Source organism: Streptomyces sp. NPDC005266 (assembly GCF_040607655.1).
Taxonomy (GTDB): Bacteria; Actinomycetota; Actinomycetes; order Streptomycetales; family Streptomycetaceae; genus Streptomyces.
Window position 1 is genome coordinate 252,151 of the sequence record NZ_JBEXHC010000008.1, and the last position, 17,291, is coordinate 269,441.

A 17,291-nucleotide genomic window follows, 5' to 3' on the forward strand; every position below is an offset into this window, starting at 1 on the left:
CTCGCCGTTCGGCCTGGCCGCGGGCCGCGGGCTTGGACGCCGAGAAGGATCAGCACGTGACTTCGCCGTAACCGCTTAGCCGATCCACCGGTCGGGCGGGTCCATCGATGAGATGCGCGCGCCCGAACGGTCCAAGGTGGTACCCACCACTCTTGGAGGTCCTGGTATGCGCGATCTGATCGTCACCGAGAACATCACGCTCGACGGCGTCATCGACGCGGCGGAGGGCTGGTTCGCCCCGGCCGGTGACGGCGTGGAGGACGATCACTCCGACCTCGAGGCGGCGCTGCGCGCGCAGGCCGAGGCCGCCGACGCCTTTCTCGTCGGACGGGTGACCTTCGAGCAGATGCGGGGCTACTGGCCGCTGCGGACCGATGACCCGACCGGAGTCCGGGACTACCTCAACGCGGTGTCGAAGTACGTCGTCTCCAGCACCCTCGGCGATCCCGGATGGGAGCGCACCACGGTGCTGCGGGGTGCGCTCCGCGACGACATCGGGGCGCTGAAGTCCCAGCCCGGCAAGGACATCGTCACCACCGGCAGCATCACCCTGGTGCGCGGCCTCATCGCGACCGGGCTGGTCGACGAGTACCGGCTGTTCGTCCACCCGGTCGTGCTCGGGCATGGCGAGCGGCTGTTCGCGGACGCCCCGGGGCTCGCCCGGCTGCGGCTGGTGGAGTCGCGGCCGTTCCGGTCGGGCGTCGTGCTGCTGCGCTACCGGACGGCCTGACCCCCACGTTCCCCGGTGTGGGCCGTTCTCCTCGGTGTGGGCCCGTTCCCTCAGTGCGGGATGGTGTCGATCACCTCGCGGGCGCCCTGGCGCAGCAGCGCCACCGCCACCGAGGTACCGAGGGTGGCCGGATCCAGCGGGCCCGCCCACTCGTGCGCGTCCAGCACCGTCTTCCCGTCCGGGCTGAAGACCCGGGCGCGGAGTGAGAGCCGGCCGTCGCGCTCGGCCTTGGCGTAGCCCGCGATGGGGGAGTTGCAGTGCCCCTGCAGGACGTGCAGCAGCATCCGCTCCGCGGTGATCTCCTTCCACGTGTCGGCGTCACCGAGCCCGGCGACCGCCTCGATCGTCGTGGTGTCGTCCTCACGGCACTGCAGCCCGAGCACCCCCGCCCCGATCGGCGGGCACATCGAGTCGACGGGAAGGATCTCGCTGATCCGGTCCGTACGCCCGATCCGCTCCAGCCCGGAGACGGCCAGCAGCAGCGCGTCGGCCTCGCCCGCGTCCAGCTTCTCCAGCCGGCGGTTGGCGTTGCCGCGCATCGGCACGCACCGCACATGCGGGTGGGAGATGGCGAGTTGGGCGATCCGCCGGACCGAGGAGGTGCCGATCCGTGACCCTTCCGGCATCTGATCGAGGGTCAGCCCCTCGGGGTGGATCACGGCGTCGCGGATGTCGTCCCGCTTGAGGTACGCGGCGAAGACCGTGCCCGCGGGCAGCGGCCGGTCGGCGGGTACGTCCTTGATGCAGTGCACCGCCAGATCCGCCTCGCCCGCCAGCAGCGTGGCGTCCACCTCCTTGGTGAACGCCCCCTTGCCGCCGAGCACCGACAGATCCCCCATCCAGCGGTCACCCGACGTCGTGACCGGCACGACCTCCGTACGGATCCCGGGTCGCAGCGCGGCGAGCTCGGCACGGACCCGCTCCACCTGTGCCAGGGCCATGGGGGAGGAGCGGGAGACGATGCGGATCAGATCTGTGGAGCCGGAACCGGAGCCGGGGGCGGAAGACATGCCGTACACCATAGGGCGTCCCGGGCACACCCCGAGCCGCGGCCCGGGGCCTGTGCCGCAGCTCTCACCCCGTCGCTCCCGCGGGCGTCGCTCCCGCGTGTGCCGCGGCCGCCGTGGTCAGGCCGTGCGCGGACCCGACAGCTGCCAGGTGGCCGAAATGGTCATACTGGCCTGGCCGTTGGCCCCGACGATCCCGAGCTTGAGGTCCTGGCCGACCTGCACCCCGAACTGCACCTGGACCTCATCGGGCGGATTCGGGGCGGCGGCCACCGCGTCGTGCACCTCCTGCAACAGCGGCCCCAGCGGTTTCAGTACGGCCCGCAGCCCCTCGGCGGCCAGCGCCGCCGCGCTCCGAGGCGCCCGCGACACCGGGGTCACACCGCCGATCCCCCCGGGCAGCCCCGGGCCCGCTCCGCCCTCGCCCGTGCCGTTCGGGGTAGCGGTGGTGGTGGCCACGGGGGCCAGCTCCAGACGTACGGGGGTGCCGTCGGGAAGCGGGAACTCGGCGTAGTCCGTCACGCCCCCATGATGCCGAGGCCCGGGGTGCGAGGCCTCCCGTTTGCCGCAATATCCCGTGCGGGTCGCGCCGGACGTCGATGTCGCATTCCCGCCAGCTTCGCCCCGTCCGCTGCCGGATGCTTGAGCCATGGATACCGACACCGACCGGGGCCTACGGGCCGCGCAGGCGAAGGACGCCCGCTTCGACGGATGGTTCTTCACCGCGGTCGTGACGACCGGGATCCGCTGCCGTCCGAGCTGCCCGGTCGTGGGGCCCGAGCCCGAGCACACGCGGTTTGTGCCCGAGCGCGGTGCCCGCGCAGCAGGCGGGGTTCCGGACCTGCGAGCGGTGCCGGCCCGACGCCGGCCCCGGCTCCGCCGCGGGGCCGTGGACCGTCGAGCTGATCGCGATGCGCGCGCTCGGCGACCCGGACGTCTTTCTGCCGACCGACCTCGGGGTGCGGCGGGCCGCCGCTGAACTGGACCTGCCCGCCACACCGGGGCCCTCACCCGCCACTCCGCCCGCTGGCGGCCCTGGCAGGCGGGGTTCCGGGCTGCGAGCGGTGCCGGCCCGACGCCAGCCCCTGTTCGTCGCGGGGCCGTGGACCGTCGAGCTGATCGCGATGCGCGCGCTCGGCGACCCGGACGTCTTTCTGCCGACCGACCTCGGGGTGCGGCGGGCCGCCGCCGAACTGGACCTGCCCGCCCCACCCGGGGCCCTCACCCGCCACTCCGCCCGCTGGCGGCCCTGGCGCGCCACGCCGTCCCATACCTTTACCTTTGGGCGACCGACGGCGCGCACGCCATCAACCGCCTGCCGGCGGCCTGACCCACCAGGGAGACTCCGCCATGAACCGTCTTCACACCGTCGTCGACAGCCCGGTCGGCCCGCTCACCCTCGTCGCCACCGACGGCGCCCTGAGCGGCCTGTACATGACCGAGCAGCGCCACCGCCCGTCCGAGGAGACCTTCGGCGCGCCGGGCGGCCCCGGCGACGCGCCGTTCGCCGAGACCATCCGCCAGCTCGACTCCTACTTCGCGGGCGAGCTGACCGACTTCGACGTGCCGCTCCAGCTGACCGGCACGCCCTTCCAGCGCCGCGTCTGGGCCGAGCTGTGCCGCATCCCGTACGGCGAGACGCTGTCGTACGGCGGGCTCGCAGACCGGATCGGGCAGCCCACCGCCTCCCGCGCCGTCGGCCTGGCCAATGGCAAGAACCCCGTCGGCATCATCGTCCCCTGCCACCGCGTCGTCGGCTCCACCGGCAGCCTCACCGGCTACGGCGGCGGGCTCGGCCGCAAGCGGCAACTGCTCGACTTCGAGAGCCGGGAGGCGGCGCTGATCGGGCTCGCCGACTTCTGGAAGGCCGGACGGAACTCCGGACGGTGACTCAGCCGCCCGCCGCGATCCGGTCCAGCAGGGCCGGCAGCGCCGTACTGATGGGGTCGCGGACGACCTCGTCCGCGAGCTCGTCGTACGGCGTCGGCTCGGCGTTGACGATGATCAGGCGGGCGCCGTGCTCGGCCGCCATCCCGGCGAGCGAGGCCGCGGGCTGGACCTGGAGGCTGGTGCCGACCGCGATGAAGATCTCGCACGCCTGGGCGACGGCCACCGCCTCGGTCAGCACCTCGGGGTCAAGGCTCTGCCCGAACATCACCGTCGCCGACTTCAGGATCCCGCCGCACTTGCGGCACGCCGGATCCGGATCGCCCGCCGCCACCCGCTCGAGCGCCTCCTCCATGCCGGAACGGGCGTCGCAATGGGTGCACTGGACGGCCCGCGCCGTGCCGTGCAGCTCCAGCACCTTGCGGGCGGGCAGCCCGGCGAGCTGGTGGAGCCCGTCGACGTTCTGGGTGATCACCCGGACCGGGACCCCCAAGCGCTCCAGGCGGGCCACGGCCTCGTGCGCGCCATTGGGCCGGGCGCGCAGGGCCTTGCTGTCGCGCCGCATCCGCCATGCGCGGCGGCGGATCTCCGGGTCGGTCATGTAGTAGTCGTACGTCACGAGCTTCTCGGCCTCGGGATCCCGCCGCCACAGGCCCTGCGGACCGCGGTAGTCGGGGATCCCGGAATCCGTGGAGATCCCGGCGCCGCTCAGGATCGCCACCAGGGGTCGGTGGGTGGTCTCGCTGCTCATGGGGCGAGCGTACGCACGGGGCGCAGACGGCGGCGAACGCGTTTGGGCGGACGGGTAGAGTCCGCAGCCACGACAGCTGGCTGGGCCACGCGTGGGACGCGGCAGAGCGCTGACACGCCCGCGTCCGGCCCTTCCTTCGCGGAGGGGCTGCTCGACTCCTTTGCGGAGGGGCCGCTCGACGCGGTCGTCGCGCACGGCTCCGCGGACTACCTGGCCGGCAAGACCGCCCACGCTCTCGCCGCACCCGAGCGCGGCCTCATGCGGGAGTGGCTCGACCGGATCGCCGACCGGGGCCCGCTGGCCCGCTGATCCGCCGCGCGGACCTAGACGCCCGCCGCCACCGCCAGCCGGTGCGTCCGCGCCGCGAGGTCGCTGATGCGCGCGCCGTCGAAGCCGTAGACGGCGCTGTGCACCCGGTCCTCCAGCGGCTCGGCCCACTGCGGCGGGATGGCCTCGGCCCCGCACAGGACGCCCGCGACGGATCCGGCCGTGGCGCCGTTGGAGTCCGTGTCGAGGCCGCCGCGCACGGTCAGCGCGATGGTCGAGGTGAAGTCGCCCGCGCCGTAGAGGAGCCCGGCCGTGAGGACGCCGGCGTTGGGGACGACATGGATCCACGGCAGCCCGGCCGTCTCCCGCTCCAGCTGGTCGAGTGTGTCCGCCCAGCCCACCCCGGCCTCGTGCAGGGATGCGGCACGGCGCACCGTACGGGCCAGGCGGCAGCGCGGCGGGATCCGCTCCAGCGCGGCCTCGACCGCCGCGCGCGGGCCGTCCGGACCTTCGGCCGTGAACGCGGCGGCGATCAGCGCGGCCGCCCACATCGCTCCGTAGACGCCGTTGCCGGTGTGCGAGAGGACGGCGTCGTGGCGGGCCATCGAGGCGGCCCGGCGCGGATCTCCCGGGTTGACCCAGCCGTGGATGTCCGCGCGGATCAGGGCGCCGATCCACTCCTGGTACGGATTGTCGACGGTCGCGCTGAGCGGCGGCTTCACTCCCGCCGCCAGATTGCGGTACGCGGCCCGCTCGGCGGTGAAGGTCTGCAGATACGGCAGCCGCAGCAGCCACATCTCGCCGACCTGCTCGGTGGTGAAGTCGAAGCCGTGGGTCTCCAGGAGGTGCAGCCCGAGGATGGAGTAGTCCACGTCGTCGTCGCGGCAGCTGCCGTGGATGCGGCCGCGGGTGTACTCCTGCCACTCGGGGCGCAGCTCGAACTCCACCGGGTCCGGCGGCGGATCCAGCGCCGGGAGGTAGTCGGTCAGCGGCAGGGCGTCGGCGCGGCGCAGATAGCGGTCGATGCGGTCGCGGGTCCAGTGCTCGCCGCGCTCCACGGGTTTGCCGAGCATGTTCCCGGCGATGCGGCCGAGCCAGCCGCCGTGGATGCGGTCCGCGAGTGTGCTCGCGCTGAGCCCCATGTGTGAGGTGTACCCCCCTGGGATGGGTGTACCGGTGAGCCGCCCCGGATAGGGTCACAGCGGCGCGACTGCCTGTTCGAAAGCAAGGGGTTACCACGGTGACGGACGCTGCGACGAGGGCTGAGGCTGCGGCACGGGGGCGGACGACGACACCGACACGGCCGACGCGCGTACTGATCGCCGCGGACAAGTTCAAGGGCTCGCTCACGGCCGTACAGGTCGCCGAGCGGGTGACGGCGGGGCTGCGACGGGGCGCCCCCGGCGGCGGCGCCCGGCTGCGGGTCGAGGCGCTGCCGGTGGCCGACGGCGGTGACGGCACGGTGGACGCGGCGGTCGCGGCCGGGTTCGAACGGCGCGAGGTCCGGGTCACCGGGCCGCTGGGTGCCCCGGTGACGGCGGCGTACGCGCTGCGCGGGTCCACGGCCGTGGTGGAGATGGCCGAGGCGTCCGGGCTGCGTCATCTACCGGACGGGGTGTTCGCGCCGCTCACCGCGACCACGTACGGCAGCGGCGAGCTGCTGCGCGCGGCGCTCGACGCGGGCGCCCGGACGATCGTCTTCGGGGTGGGCGGCAGCGCCACCACCGACGGCGGCGCGGGCATGCTCAGCGCGCTCGGCGCCCACCTCCTGCGGGCCGACGGCACGCCCGTGGCCCCGGGCGGCGGACCGCTGCGCGACCTGGCCACGGCGGATCTGTCCGGCCTGGACCCCCGGCTCGCCGCCACGGAGATCGTCCTGGCCAGCGACGTCGACAACCCGCTGACCGGGCCGAAGGGCGCTGCGGCGGTCTACGGCCCGCAGAAGGGGGCGAGCGAGGACGACGTCGCGGCCCTGGACGCCGCCCTCGCCCACTACGCACGCGTCCTGGAGCGCGCGGTGGGCTCCCGGGTCGCCGAATCCGCCCTCGCGCCCGGTGCGGGCGCGGCGGGCGGCATCGGCTTCGGCGCCCTCGTCGGCCTCGGCGCGGCCTTCCGCCCCGGCATCGACGTCATGCTCGACGTCCTCGGCTTCGCCGCCGCGCTGGAGGGTGCGGACCTGGTGATTACGGGCGAGGGCTCCCTGGACGCACAGACCCTCCACGGCAAGGCCCCGGCAGGCGTGGCGGCGGCGGCCCGAGCGCACGGCATCGAGGTGGCCGCGGTCTGCGGCCGCCTGGCCCTCTCCCCGGAGGCCCTGAACAAGGCGGGCATCCGCCGCGCCTACCCCCTCACGGACCTGGAACCTGACCCGGCCCGCTGCATCGCCGAAGCCGGCCCCCTCCTGGAACGCACCGCGGCACGCCTGGCAGCGGACTTCCTCGGCTGATTTCGGCTTTCGGCGCATCTTCCCGAATTCAGGTACGGGTATGGGTGCGTACCCGTACCCTGGTGTCATGAGTGGAGGGAGCCTCATCATGGCCGATGCCAACGTACGAATTCCCACCGAGGCACGAGACCGGCTGGCCGAGATAGCGGCTTCGGAGGGGCTTTCCCTGCGGGCGTATCTGGCCCGCCTCGCCGACACCCTGCTCACCCCGGCCGAGCGGGCCGAGCGCGCTGAGCGAGCTCGCGCCGTGTTGCAGGAGTGGAACGGGTACAACCCCAGCGAAGCCGAGATCGCAGACTTGGACGCCGACCTGGATCGGCGTCTGGCCGAGGCGGACGCCCGGTGACCGAAGCTCTGCACATCGTGCTGGACGACACCGCCATGGTGGCCGCCGGGCGCGGCAATATCCTGCTCTCTCGCCTGATCCACCGTGCTCATGCCGAGCCGGGCTGGTTCCTCTACGCTCCCGCCTGTGCCCTTGTGGAGGCCGACCGGGCCCGTCCCGGAACGGCGGAGCACATCGCCGCCCTGCCCAGCCTCACCGTCCTGGACCTCGACCTGCCTGCCGCCTTGGCGGTGGCACGCGCTCGCGCCGGATGGGCGGCTGCCCACACCGCGTACGTGGCCCAGCCGACTCCTGAGCGCCCTGCCGGGGCGGTGGTCGCGACGGCTGCGGCGGATGGGTGGAAGGGGCAGCCGGTGCGGATCCTCGACGTGGGGCCGTAACCCCGGCCGGAACCCGAAAACGCCGTGGGGCCCGAGCGGGAAGCTCGGGCCCCACGGCGTTTTCGTCGAAGGACGGGCGGCCGAAGGCCGCTACGGCAGCTGCGTCGCCCGCGCCTCGCGGCGGTTGTCGCGGAAGGCGTTGACCCGGCGGGCGGTGGCGAAGAGGGGGATCACCGCGCCCAGGACGACCTGCAGGGCGCAGGCCGACTGGAGCAGCAGCTCGCCGCCGGGGGCCTCGAAGGCCCAGGCCGCCAGGAGGACCATGCTGGTCACGATCCAGCCGAGCATGGCCACCGCGAGGCGGCCGCGGGGCTTGGGGTACTCCACGCGGCTCACCATCAGCCACGCCACGCCGATGATCGCCAGCAGGGTCGGCACGAAGGGCAGGCCCAGCAGCACGACCGAGACGACGGTCAGCGCGCCGAAGGGGCTCGGCATGCCCTGGAAGACTCCGTCACGCAGCGTGACACAGGAGAATCTGGCCAGCCGTAGCACCACCGCCAGCAGCACCACGATCGCGGCCACCGCCGAGACCCGCTGATACGCGTCGTCGGCGACCATGCCCCAGACCAGGACGAAGTACGCGGGGGCCAGTCCGAAGCTGATGAGGTCGGAGAGGTTGTCCAACTCCGCGCCCATCGCCGAGGAGCGCAGCTTCCGTGCGACGAGCCCGTCGAAGAGGTCGAAGATGGACGCGAGCAGCATCAGCATGACGGCCGAGGCGGCGCTGTGCCGTGTCATGCCGCCGTCCTCGCTGCCCGTGAGGTGCGGGATGAGGACGCCGGTGGTGGTGAAGTACACCGCCAGGAAGCCACAGGTGGCGTTACCGAGGGTGAGCGTGTCGGCTATCGACAGTCGCGTCGACAGCGGCATGTCGTCCGTCTCGTCGACGGCGTCCATCTCGGCCTCGGGGACCCAGGCGGCTTGTGTATCGGGATCAATCACGGTCAAGGCGAGTCACCCCCGCGGTGGTGGTCTGGCCGACCTCGACCGCGATATCGACACCCTCGGGGAGGTAGACGTCGACGCGCGAGCCGAAGCGGATGAGACCGATCCGCTCACCCTGTTCGACCTTGGTGCCCTGCGGCACATAGGGCACGATACGCCGGGCGACGGCGCCGGCGATCTGGACCATCTCGATGTCGCCGAGTTCGGTGTCGAGGTGCCAGACGACCCGCTCGTTGTTCTCGCTCTCCTTGTTGAACGCGGGAACGAAGCCGCCGGGGATGTGCTCGACGGACGTCACCGTGCCGGCCAGCGGGGCGCGGTTGACGTGGACATTGAGCGGGCTCATGAAGATGGCGACGCGGGTGCGCCCGTCCTTCCACGGCATGATGCTCTGCACCACACCGTCGGCCGGGGAGATGACACGGCCCTGAGTGATCTCTCTCTCGGGGTCGCGGAAGAACCACAGCATGCCCGCCGCGAGAGCGGTGGCGGGCACGGCGACCGCCGCCCAGCGTCCGGAGCGGCGCGCGCGAGTAAGGCTGACCGCCGCGGTGGCGACGGTCGGGAGGAGCCACGGCGACGCTCCGCGCGCGAGGCGGACGCGGCCGCGTTGTGCAGAGGAATGGCTGTGGGGCATGGATGACCTTCGTAGCGGAGGATGCCGCGACGCGAGACTAGGGGACGGCGGCTTTCCCGGATGGTATCGGTTGCGAGCGGTAACTGGGCAAGCGCCAGGGCCTGTCGATGGCCGAAGACCCTTGACGCGGTGTGACCCTCTTCTCTCGGATACCACCCCAAAAGGGACGTTCAGCCTTGGGTTCGGTATTCCTCCAGGAGTCGTCGTCCAATAATCATCTTCTGGATCTCAGCGGTGCCTTCGCCGATGAGAAGCATCGGGGCCTCGCGGTAGAGGCGCTCGATCTCGTATTCCTTGGAGAACCCGTACCCGCCGTGGATACGGAAGGCGTCCTCCACGACCTCCTTGCAGTACTCCGACGCCAGGTACTTCGCCATTCCCGCCTCGAGGTCGTTGCGCTGCCCCGAGTCCTTCTTCCGGGCAGCATTGACCATCATCGCATGAGCCGCCTCGACCTTCGTTCCCATTTCTGCCAGTTTGAACTGAATGGCCTGATGCTGGGCGATCGGCTTTCCGAAGGTGTGGCGCTGCTGAGCGTAGTCAACGCCCAGCTCGAATGCGCGCTGCGCGACGCCGCAGCCACGGGCGGCGACATTGACCCGGCCGACCTCGACTCCGTCCATCATTTGGTAAAAACCGCGGTTGGGGGTCCCGCCGAGTACCCGATCGGCCGGAATGCGCAGTCCGTCCATGATGAGCTCGGTGGTGTCGACCCCCTTGTAGCCCATCTTATCGATCTTGCCGGGGATGGTCAGCCCGGGCCTGACCTCGCCGAAGCCCGGCTCCTTCTCGATCAGGAAGGTGGTCATCGACTTGTGCGGGGCTACGCCCTCCTGCCGTTCGCCGGTCTGGCACAGGACCGCGACCAGCGTCGATGTGCCGCCGTTGGTCAGCCACATCTTCTGCCCGTTCAGGACGTACTCGTCGCCGTCCCGCACCGCCTTGCTGGTGATCGCGGACACATCCGAGCCCAGTGCCGGCTCCGACATCGAGAAGGCGCCCCGGATCTCGCCCAGCGCCATCTTGGGCAGGAAGTAGTCCTTCTGCTCCTGTGTCCCGTGCTGCTTCAGCATGTACGCCACGATGAAGTGCGTGTTGATGATGCCCGACACGCTCATCCAGCCGCGGGCGATCTCCTCCACACACAGTGCGTAAGTGAGCAGTGACTCACCCAGACCGCCGTATTCCTCCGGGATCATCAGCCCGAAGACGCCGAGCTCCTTCAGCCCCTCGACGATCGCGGTCGGATATTCGTCGCGGTGCTCCAGCTCGGTCGCGACCGGCAGGATCTCCTTGTCGACAAAATCCCTGACCGTGGAGAGGATCTCCCGCTGGATGTCGGTCAGTCCCTCGGTCTGCGCGAGACGGCTCATATCACTGCTCTCCCAGCTCCGGGCGGCCCGGCTGCTCGCCGCCGCGCTCCTTGATGTACGTCGCCGTCGGCACCATCACCTTGCGCCGGAACACACAGACCAGGGTGCCGTCCTGCTTGTAGCCCTTGGTCTCCACATACACGATGCCCCGGTCCGACTTGGACTTCGACGGGGTCTTGTCGAGGACCTCCGTCTGGCCGTAGATCGTGTCGCCGTGGAAGGTCGGCGCCACATGCTTCAGCGACTCGACCTCCAGGTTGGCGATGGCCTTTCCGGAGACGTCCGGCACCGACATGCCCAGCAGCAGGGAGTAGATGTAGTTCCCGACCACCACGTTCTTGCCGAAATCGGTCGTCTTCTCGGCGTAGTTGCTGTCCATGTGCAGCGGGTGATGGTTCATGGTGAGCAGACAGAAGAGGTGGTCGTCGTACTCGGTGACCGTCTTTCCCGGCCAGTGCCGGTAGACGTCGCCCACCGTGAACTCTTCATAGGTACGGCCGAACTGCATCTTTCTCACGCCTCCGGGGGCTGGAAGGAGGAGGTGCGGGTCATTCCGGCCGCGCGGCCCTTGCCCGCGACGACCAGCGCCATCTTGCGGCTGGCCTCGTCGATCATCTCGTCGCCGAGCATCGCCGAGCCCTTCATACCGCCCGCTTCCGAGGTGCAGTACTCGTAGGCGTCCAGGATCAGCTCGGCGTGGTCGTAGTCTTCCTGGGAGGGGGAGAAGACCTCGTTGGCAGCCTCCACCTGGCCGGGGTGCAGCACCCACTTGCCGTCGAAGCCGAGCGCCGCGGCGCGGCCGGCCACCTCGCGGTAGCCGTCCACGTTCTTGATCTGGAGGTAGGGGCCGTCGATCGCCTGGAGGTCATGGGTGCGGGCCGCCATCAGGATCCGCATCAGGATGTAGTGGTAGGCGTCGGCCGGGTAGCCGGGCGGCTGCTCGCCGACGACCAGCGACTTCATGTTGATGGACGCCATGAAGTCGGCCGGGCCGAAGATGATGGTCTCCAGCCGGGGCGAGGCGGCGGCGATCTCGTCGACGTTCACCAGGCCCTTGGCGTTCTCGATCTGCGCCTCGATGCCGATCCGCCCGATCTCGAAGCCCATGGTCTTCTCGATCTGGGTGAGCAGCAGGTCCAGGGCGACGATCTGCTGCGCGTCCTGCACCTTCGGCAGCATGATGCAGTCGAGGTTGGGGCCCGCTCCCTCGACGACCGTGATGACGTCCCGGTACGTCCAGTGGGTGGTCCAGTCGTTGACCCGCACCACCCGGGTCTTACCGGTCCAGTCGCCCTCGTTCAGCGCCTTGACGATGGTGTGCCGGGCGTCCTCCTTGGCCAGCGGGGCGCAGGCGTCCTCCAGGTCCAGGAAGACCTGGTCGGCCGGGAGTCCCTGGGCCTTCTCCAGGAAGCGCGGGTTGGACCCGGGGACGGCCAGGCAGGAGCGGCGGGGGCGCAGCCGGTCGCGACCGGCGGAGGCGGCGGGGGCGGTCATGCGGGAACCTCCAGAGGGGGAAGGGTGTTCGCGGTACGGATCTCATCGACAATACGTCCGATGATCTCCGTGATACCGAAGTCCTTGGGGGTGAAAACGGCGGCGACACCCGCCGCGCGCAGTGCGGTGGCGTCCGCGGCCGGGATGATGCCGCCGACGATGACGGGGATGTCCCCGGCGCCCGCGGCACGCAGCCGCTCCAGGACATCGGGCACCAGCTCGGCGTGTGAGCCGGAGAGGATGGACAGGCCGACGCAGTGCACATCCTCGGCGACCGCCGCCGAGACGATCTGCTCCGGGGTGAGCCGGATCCCCTGGTAGACCACCTCGAAGCCGGCGTCCCTGGCCCGTACGGCGATCTGCTCCGCTCCGTTGCTGTGGCCGTCGAGACCGGGCTTGCCGACCAGCAGCCGCAGCCGGCCGCCGCCGAGCTCGGCGGCGGTCTTGTCGACCTTCTCGCGGACGGAGGCGAGCGGGCTGCCCGTCTCGGCCGCGACGGCGATCGGCGCACCGCCGACCCCGGTGGGGGCGCGGAACTCGCCGAAGACGTCGCGCAGCGCCCAGGACCACTCGCCCGTCGTCACGCCCGCACGGGCACATTCGAGGGTCGCGGTCATCAGGTTCTCGGTCCCCGCGGCGGCCTTGCGGAGCGCGGTCAGGGCCTCCTGGGCGGGGCCCTCCTCGCGCCGCTCGCGCCACTCGTGGAGGGCCGAGACCACCCGTGCCTCGTTCGCCGGGTCGACCGTCATGATCGCGGTGTCGAGATCGGCGGTCAGCGGATTCGGCTCGGTGGACTCGTAGCAGTTGACGCCCACGATCTTCTCATGGCCGCCCTCGATCCGCGCTCTGCGCTCGGCGTGCGAGGCCACCAGCTGCGCCTTGAGATAGCCGGACTCCACGGCGGCCATGGCGCCGCCCATCTCCTGGATCCGCTCGATCTCGGACTCGGCCTGCTCGACGAGCGCGGCGACCTTGGCCTCGATCACCTGGGAGCCGGCGAAGATGTCGTCGTACTCCAGCAGATCGCTCTCGTGGGCGAGGACCTGCTGGATGCGGAGCGACCACTGCTGGTCCCAGGGGCGCGGGAGGCCCAGCGCCTCGTTCCAGGCCGGGAGCTGTACGGCGCGGGCGCGGGCGTCCTTGGAGAGGGTCACGGCCAGCATCTCCAGGACGATGCGCTGGACGTTGTTCTCCGGCTGGGCCTCGGTCAGTCCGAGCGAGTTGACCTGGACGCCGTAGCGGAAGCGACGGTGCTTGGGATTCTCGATGCCGTAGCGCTCACGGGTGATGCGATCCCAGATGCGGCCGAAGGCGCGCATCTTGCACATCTCCTCGATGAACCGGACGCCCGCGTTCACGAAGAAGGAGATCCGCGCGACCACATCGCCCTTGCGGTCCTCGGGGACCTGCCCGGACGCGAACACCGCGTCCAGTACGGCGATGGCGGTCGACATCGCGTACGCGATCTCCTGCACCGGAGTGGCGCCGGCCTCCTGCAGGTGGTAGCTGCAGATGTTGATCGGGTTCCACTTGGGGATGTGGTGGACCGTGTACGCGATCATGTCGGTGGTCAGCCGCAGGCTGGGCCCCGGCGGGAAGACATGCGTCCCGCGCGACAGGTACTCCTTGACGATGTCGTTCTGCGTCGTGCCCTGGAGCTTGCCGATGTCGGCGCCGTGTTCCTCCGCGACGACCTGATAGAGCGCCAGCAGCCACATCGCGGTCGCGTTGATGGTCATGGAGGTGTTCATCTGCTCCAGCGGGATGTCCTGGAACAGCCGTCGCATGTCACCGAGGTGCGAGACCGGGACCCCGACCCGGCCCACCTCACCGCGGGCGAGGATGTGGTCGGGGTCGTAACCGGTCTGCGTCGGGAGGTCGAAGGCGACCGAGAGCCCGGTCTGCCCCTTGGCCAGGTTGCGCCGGTACAGCTCGTTGGACGCCTCGGCGGTGGAGTGCCCGGCATACGTCCGCATCAGCCACGGACGGTCCTTCGGGCTGGGTTCGCCACTCATCAGATGTCCCGGAAGCGGTTGATGGCGTCGATGTGCTTCGCCCGCATCTCCGGGTCGCGCACGCCCATGCCCTCCTCGGGTGCCAGGCACAGCACGCCGACCTTGCCCTGGTGGAGATTGCGGTGCACGTCGTACGCGGCCTGGCCGGTCTCGTCCAGACGGTAGGTCTTGGAGAGGGTGGGGTGGATCTTGCCCTTGGCGATGAGCCGGTTGGCCTCCCACGCCTCGCGGTAGTTGGCGAAGTGGGAGCCGACGATCCGCTTGAGCGACATCCACAGATAGCGGTTGTCGTACTCATGGGTGTAGCCGGAGGTGGAGGCGCAGGTGACGATCGTGCCGCCCTTGCGGGTGACGTACACGCTCGCGCCGAAGGTCTCCCGGCCCGGGTGCTCGAAGACGATGTCCACGTCCTCGCCGCCGGTCAGCTCGCGGATCTTCTTGCCGAACCGCTTCCACTCGCGCGGGTCCTGGTTGTGCTCGTCCTTCCAGAACTTGTAGTCCTCGGCGGTGCGGTCGATGATCGCCTCGGCGCCCATCTTCCGGCAGATCTCGGCCTTCTGCGGCGAGGAGACCACGCAGATCGGGTTCGCCCCGCCGGCCAGCGCGAACTGGGTGGCGTAGGAGCCGAGGCCCCCGCTCGCGCCCCAGATCAGGACGTTGTCGCCCTGCTTCATCCCGGCGCCGTTACGGGAGACCAGCTGCCGGTACGCGGTGGAGTTGACCAGACCGGGCGCCGCCGCCTCCTCCCAGCTGAGGTGCTTGGGCTTGGGCATCAGCTGGTTCGTCTTGACCAGGGCGATCTCGGCGAGCCCGCCGAAGTTGGTCTCGAAGCCCCAGATGCGCTGCTCGGGGTCGAGCATGGTGTCGTTGTGGCCGTCGGCGCTCTCCAGCTCCACCGACAGACAGTGCGCGACGACCTCGGCGCCCGGCTTCCAGGCGTTGACGCCCGGTCCGGTGCGCAGCACGACGCCCGCGAGGTCGGAGCCGATGATGTGGTACGGCAGGTCGTGCCGCTTGGTCAGGGGGGAGAGCTTGCCGTACCGCTCCAGGAAGCTGAAGGTCGACACCGGCTCGAAGATGGAGGTCCACACCGAGTTGTAGTTGACCGAGCTGGCCATCACGGCGACCAGGGCCTCACCGGGGCCCAGTTCGGGCACCGGCACCTCGTCCACGTGCAGCGACTTGCGGGGGTCCTTCTCCCGGGTGGCGAGGCCCGCGAACATCTCGGCCTCGTCCTTGCGCACGGTCACCGCGCGGTACGACTCGGGGATGCGCAGTGCCGCGAAGTCCTCGGGTGCTGTGTCCGACGCCAGGATCGCGTCAAGTATCTCGTTCATCGGTGCCTCCGGCGAAGCGTCGCTCAGGGACGCTTGAGGGAACGCTGGACTCATGACGGGTGGTGTTTGCTGTGCCGTCGGTTCGGCGGAGGTGCTGCTCGATGGGCGCGGGTAGCGCCGGGAACGCCTGGTGACGCAGGCGCTGTCCGGACGCGCAAAACGTTTTGCGGGGACAGCCGGCGCACGGGGTGTGCAGCGCGCCGGCCGTCCGGACATCCTCACCGTATGGCACCCTGTGCCACCCCGCAAGACACTGCGTGCCAACAATTTCTCTCAATTGTCATCCGGGGTGCACGCATGAGCAATGGCTGTGGCTCTGGGCGGACGGCGAGACGGTGCGTCTGGCCCGAGGGCCGGGGCGCCCCGGGGACTTGATGATCACGGGCATGACCTTCTACCGGGCGGGGAGCACCGGGGGCTGGCCGACGTACCGCAAGGGACCGGGCCGCGACACGGACGGCAGCTTCCGGTCGCCCGGCGCAACCGTGCGCCCGCGGGCCTTCAGCGAGTTACCGGGCCGGTGCCGGTGTCCGGGTCATGAAGGAATACCGCGTCGACGCAGAGCGCGGCCGGACCCTCTGCGCGGCTCGCATGGTGCGGGAGCACGGGCGATGGGCGGCGGACGACGAGGCGGACACCCCCGACGCCGACGAGCCCACCAGCGTCGAACGGCTTCGGGCGGTGCTGTCGCACGGCGCCGTCCTCCAGGCCCGAACCGGGCCTGGAGGACGCGGGCCCCGTACCCCGCCTCCCGGCGCGTACGGGCCTGTCGCGGGCCCCCGCCCTACCGCTTCAGGGCCCGCTCGATGGTCCGCATGACCTCGTTCAGCGGGGCGTCCGTGCGCGCCACCATCACCACCACCTCGTCGTCCTCCTGCGTGGACACCGTCGCCGCGGGACGCTCCTGGCCGGATGCGGGGCGGCCCGCGCCGATGCCCGTGCCGAAGGTCTCGCGGACGATCGCGAAGGCGTGGTCCAGCTGCGTCTCCACGTCGCCCTCGCCGCCCGCCCGCAGCCAGCGCCGGAGCACATGGTTGTGGGCGGTGACCACGGCGGAGGCGGCGACCTCCGCCAGCAGGGGGTCGTCATCGCCGTCGTGGTGGGCCCCCTCGTCGAAGTGGCCCAGGAGATAGCGGGTGAAAAGCCGCTCGTAGCGGGCCACCGAGGCGATCTCGCGCTCGCGCAGCGCCGGGACCTCGCGGGTCAGCCGGTAGCGCTCCACGGAGACCGCCGGAGAGGCCGCGTACATCCGCATGACCTCCTTGATGCCCCGGCACACCGTGTCGAGGGGGTTCTCGTGCGGCGGGGCGACGTCGAGCACCGCCGCGGCCCGTACCAGCGTGTCGTCGTGGTCCGGGAAGATCGCCTCTTCCTTGGAGCGGAAGTGCCGGAAGAAGGTGCGGCGGGCCACCCCGGCCCTGGCGGCGATCTCGTCGACCGTCGTCGCCTCGTATCCCTGGGTCGCGAACAACTCCATCGCCGCGGCCGCCAGTTTGCGGCGCATGGACAGGCGCTGGGCGGCGGCGCGGCGACTTCCGGCGCTCTGACCGCCGTCGGCGGAGTTGGATCGGTTCGTACGCTTCGTACGAGCGGCCTTCACGGGCTGGGACATGTGGGGAACGTAACACGCTTGTGAGTGCCGGTGCGGGGGCGGACCGACGGAGGGCTCCAGC

The 17,291-nt window shown here is 70.9% G+C and carries 18 protein-coding genes and 2 pseudogenes; 8 read left to right on the forward strand and 12 right to left on the reverse strand.

From position 1 onward, the window contains the following. The first annotated feature begins 166 nt into the window (after window positions 1-166). The gene (locus ABZU99_RS18415; protein WP_355952124.1) at window positions 167-730 is read left to right on the forward strand and encodes a dihydrofolate reductase family protein; all 564 of its coding nucleotides are present in this window, start codon (window positions 167-169) and stop codon (window positions 728-730) included. A gap of 50 nt (window positions 731-780) precedes the next feature. Here the strand turns inward: ABZU99_RS18415 and hemC are convergent, their stop codons facing one another. Together hemC and ABZU99_RS18425 are read right to left on the reverse strand one after the other, a co-directional pair. Further along, window positions 781-1,740 (reverse strand): hydroxymethylbilane synthase, encoded by a 960-nt coding sequence (hemC, locus tag ABZU99_RS18420; protein ID WP_355952122.1) that lies wholly within the window; start codon window positions 1,738-1,740, stop codon window positions 781-783. Window positions 1,741-1,857: 117 nt separating this feature from the next. Beyond that, a complete protein-coding gene (locus tag ABZU99_RS18425; protein ID WP_356044669.1) occupies window positions 1,858-2,259 on the reverse strand; it encodes a CU044_2847 family protein in 402 nt (133 codons plus the stop codon). 127 nt (window positions 2,260-2,386) lie between these two features. On the opposite strand from ABZU99_RS18425, the pseudogene ABZU99_RS18430 reads away from it, so the two are divergent. From ABZU99_RS18430 to ABZU99_RS18440, 3 genes and pseudogenes are all read left to right on the forward strand, one after another. Beyond that, window positions 2,387-2,615, forward strand: a pseudogene (locus tag ABZU99_RS18430) (Ada metal-binding domain-containing protein); the annotation flags it as partial. A 219-nt stretch (window positions 2,616-2,834) separates the two neighbouring features. Beyond that, window positions 2,835-3,067 (forward strand): annotated as a pseudogene (locus ABZU99_RS18435) (DNA-3-methyladenine glycosylase); the annotation flags it as partial. A 20-nt stretch (window positions 3,068-3,087) separates the two neighbouring features. Continuing rightward, window positions 3,088-3,627 carry a methylated-DNA--[protein]-cysteine S-methyltransferase gene (locus ABZU99_RS18440; RefSeq protein WP_355952119.1) on the forward strand — a complete coding sequence of 180 codons (540 nt, stop codon included), beginning with the start codon at window positions 3,088-3,090 and terminating at the stop codon, window positions 3,625-3,627. Window position 3,628: 1 nt separating this feature from the next. Here the strand turns inward: ABZU99_RS18440 and ABZU99_RS18445 are convergent, their stop codons facing one another. Further along, the gene (locus ABZU99_RS18445) at window positions 3,629-4,375 is read right to left on the reverse strand and encodes a Sir2 family NAD-dependent protein deacetylase (RefSeq protein WP_355952116.1); all 747 of its coding nucleotides are present in this window, start codon (window positions 4,373-4,375) and stop codon (window positions 3,629-3,631) included. 42 nt (window positions 4,376-4,417) lie between these two features. On the opposite strand from ABZU99_RS18445, the gene ABZU99_RS18450 reads away from it, so the two are divergent. Further along, window positions 4,418-4,684, forward strand: a complete 267-nt coding sequence (locus tag ABZU99_RS18450; RefSeq protein WP_355952114.1) for a hypothetical protein — start codon at window positions 4,418-4,420, stop codon at window positions 4,682-4,684. 14 nt (window positions 4,685-4,698) lie between these two features. On the opposite strand, the gene ABZU99_RS18455 is transcribed toward ABZU99_RS18450, so the two are convergent. Beyond that, window positions 4,699-5,784 carry an ADP-ribosylglycohydrolase family protein gene (locus ABZU99_RS18455; RefSeq protein WP_356044665.1) on the reverse strand — a complete coding sequence of 362 codons (1,086 nt, stop codon included), beginning with the start codon at window positions 5,782-5,784 and terminating at the stop codon, window positions 4,699-4,701. Window positions 5,785-5,957: 173 nt separating this feature from the next. On the opposite strand from ABZU99_RS18455, the gene ABZU99_RS18460 reads away from it, so the two are divergent. The 3 genes from ABZU99_RS18460 (at window position 5,958) to ABZU99_RS18470 (ending at window position 7,814) form a co-directional block, all read left to right on the forward strand. Then, complete coding sequence (locus ABZU99_RS18460) at window positions 5,958-7,088, forward strand: glycerate kinase (RefSeq protein WP_355952249.1); 1,131 nt, start codon at window positions 5,958-5,960, stop codon at window positions 7,086-7,088. A gap of 88 nt (window positions 7,089-7,176) precedes the next feature. Next, the gene (locus ABZU99_RS18465) at window positions 7,177-7,434 is read left to right on the forward strand and encodes a hypothetical protein (protein WP_138916906.1); all 258 of its coding nucleotides are present in this window, start codon (window positions 7,177-7,179) and stop codon (window positions 7,432-7,434) included. Continuing rightward, window positions 7,431-7,814 (forward strand): hypothetical protein, encoded by a 384-nt coding sequence (locus tag ABZU99_RS18470; protein WP_355952108.1) that lies wholly within the window; start codon window positions 7,431-7,433, stop codon window positions 7,812-7,814. Before ABZU99_RS18465 ends, ABZU99_RS18470 begins: the two co-directional genes overlap by 4 nt. A gap of 90 nt (window positions 7,815-7,904) precedes the next feature. Here ABZU99_RS18470 and pssA read toward each other — a convergent pair whose 3' ends face one another. From pssA to ABZU99_RS18510, 8 genes are all read right to left on the reverse strand, one after another. Continuing rightward, window positions 7,905-8,765 carry a CDP-diacylglycerol--serine O-phosphatidyltransferase gene (pssA, locus tag ABZU99_RS18475; protein WP_355952106.1) on the reverse strand — a complete coding sequence of 287 codons (861 nt, stop codon included), beginning with the start codon at window positions 8,763-8,765 and terminating at the stop codon, window positions 7,905-7,907. After that, window positions 8,752-9,399 carry a phosphatidylserine decarboxylase gene (locus ABZU99_RS18480; RefSeq protein WP_355952103.1) on the reverse strand — a complete coding sequence of 216 codons (648 nt, stop codon included), beginning with the start codon at window positions 9,397-9,399 and terminating at the stop codon, window positions 8,752-8,754. Before ABZU99_RS18480 ends, pssA begins: the two co-directional genes overlap by 14 nt. A gap of 170 nt (window positions 9,400-9,569) precedes the next feature. Further along, complete coding sequence (locus ABZU99_RS18485) at window positions 9,570-10,772, reverse strand: acyl-CoA dehydrogenase family protein (RefSeq protein ID WP_355952101.1); 1,203 nt, start codon at window positions 10,770-10,772, stop codon at window positions 9,570-9,572. Window position 10,773: 1 nt separating this feature from the next. Then, window positions 10,774-11,280 (reverse strand): MaoC family dehydratase, encoded by a 507-nt coding sequence (locus tag ABZU99_RS18490; RefSeq protein WP_355952099.1) that lies wholly within the window; start codon window positions 11,278-11,280, stop codon window positions 10,774-10,776. 5 nt (window positions 11,281-11,285) lie between these two features. Next, on the reverse strand, window positions 11,286-12,266 hold the full coding sequence (locus ABZU99_RS18495) for a CoA ester lyase (RefSeq protein ID WP_355952097.1): 981 nt from the start codon (window positions 12,264-12,266) through the stop codon (window positions 11,286-11,288). Next, on the reverse strand, window positions 12,263-14,281 hold the full coding sequence (locus tag ABZU99_RS18500) for a protein meaA (protein ID WP_355952095.1): 2,019 nt from the start codon (window positions 14,279-14,281) through the stop codon (window positions 12,263-12,265). The genes ABZU99_RS18495 and ABZU99_RS18500 overlap by 4 nt, the downstream gene beginning before the upstream one ends. Then, window positions 14,281-15,618, reverse strand: a complete 1,338-nt coding sequence (gene ccrA, locus ABZU99_RS18505; RefSeq protein WP_355952092.1) for a crotonyl-CoA carboxylase/reductase — start codon at window positions 15,616-15,618, stop codon at window positions 14,281-14,283. The genes ABZU99_RS18500 and ccrA overlap by 1 nt, the downstream gene beginning before the upstream one ends. Window positions 15,619-16,402: 784 nt before the next feature. After that, window positions 16,403-17,230: a TetR family transcriptional regulator gene (locus tag ABZU99_RS18510; RefSeq protein WP_355952089.1), complete on the reverse strand. Its 828-nt coding sequence runs from the start codon at window positions 17,228-17,230 to the stop codon at window positions 16,403-16,405. Window positions 17,231-17,291: the final 61 nt, after the last annotated feature.

Bases quoted from the DNA above. Each gene is read 5' to 3' on its own strand.
- ABZU99_RS18465 (WP_138916906.1), top strand. From the start codon at position 7,177: ATGGCCGATGCCAACGTACGAATTCCCACCGAGGCACGAGACCGGCTG.
- ABZU99_RS18510 (WP_355952089.1), bottom strand. From the start codon at position 17,230: ATGTCCCAGCCCGTGAAGGCCGCTCGTACGAAGCGTACGAACCGATCC.
- ABZU99_RS18500 (WP_355952095.1), bottom strand. From the start codon at position 14,281: ATGAGTGGCGAACCCAGCCCGAAGGACCGTCCGTGGCTGATGCGGACG.
- ABZU99_RS18415 (WP_355952124.1), top strand. From the start codon at position 167: ATGCGCGATCTGATCGTCACCGAGAACATCACGCTCGACGGCGTCATC.
- ABZU99_RS18480 (WP_355952103.1), bottom strand. From the start codon at position 9,399: ATGCCCCACAGCCATTCCTCTGCACAACGCGGCCGCGTCCGCCTCGCG.
- ABZU99_RS18440 (WP_355952119.1), top strand. From the start codon at position 3,088: ATGAACCGTCTTCACACCGTCGTCGACAGCCCGGTCGGCCCGCTCACC.
- ABZU99_RS18455 (WP_356044665.1), bottom strand. From the start codon at position 5,784: ATGGGGCTCAGCGCGAGCACACTCGCGGACCGCATCCACGGCGGCTGG.
- hemC (WP_355952122.1), bottom strand. From the start codon at position 1,740: ATGTCTTCCGCCCCCGGCTCCGGTTCCGGCTCCACAGATCTGATCCGC.
- ABZU99_RS18445 (WP_355952116.1), bottom strand. From the start codon at position 4,375: ATGAGCAGCGAGACCACCCACCGACCCCTGGTGGCGATCCTGAGCGGC.
- ABZU99_RS18490 (WP_355952099.1), bottom strand. From the start codon at position 11,280: ATGCAGTTCGGCCGTACCTATGAAGAGTTCACGGTGGGCGACGTCTAC.
- ABZU99_RS18495 (WP_355952097.1), bottom strand. From the start codon at position 12,266: ATGACCGCCCCCGCCGCCTCCGCCGGTCGCGACCGGCTGCGCCCCCGC.
- ccrA (WP_355952092.1), bottom strand. From the start codon at position 15,618: ATGAACGAGATACTTGACGCGATCCTGGCGTCGGACACAGCACCCGAG.
- ABZU99_RS18485 (WP_355952101.1), bottom strand. From the start codon at position 10,772: ATGAGCCGTCTCGCGCAGACCGAGGGACTGACCGACATCCAGCGGGAG.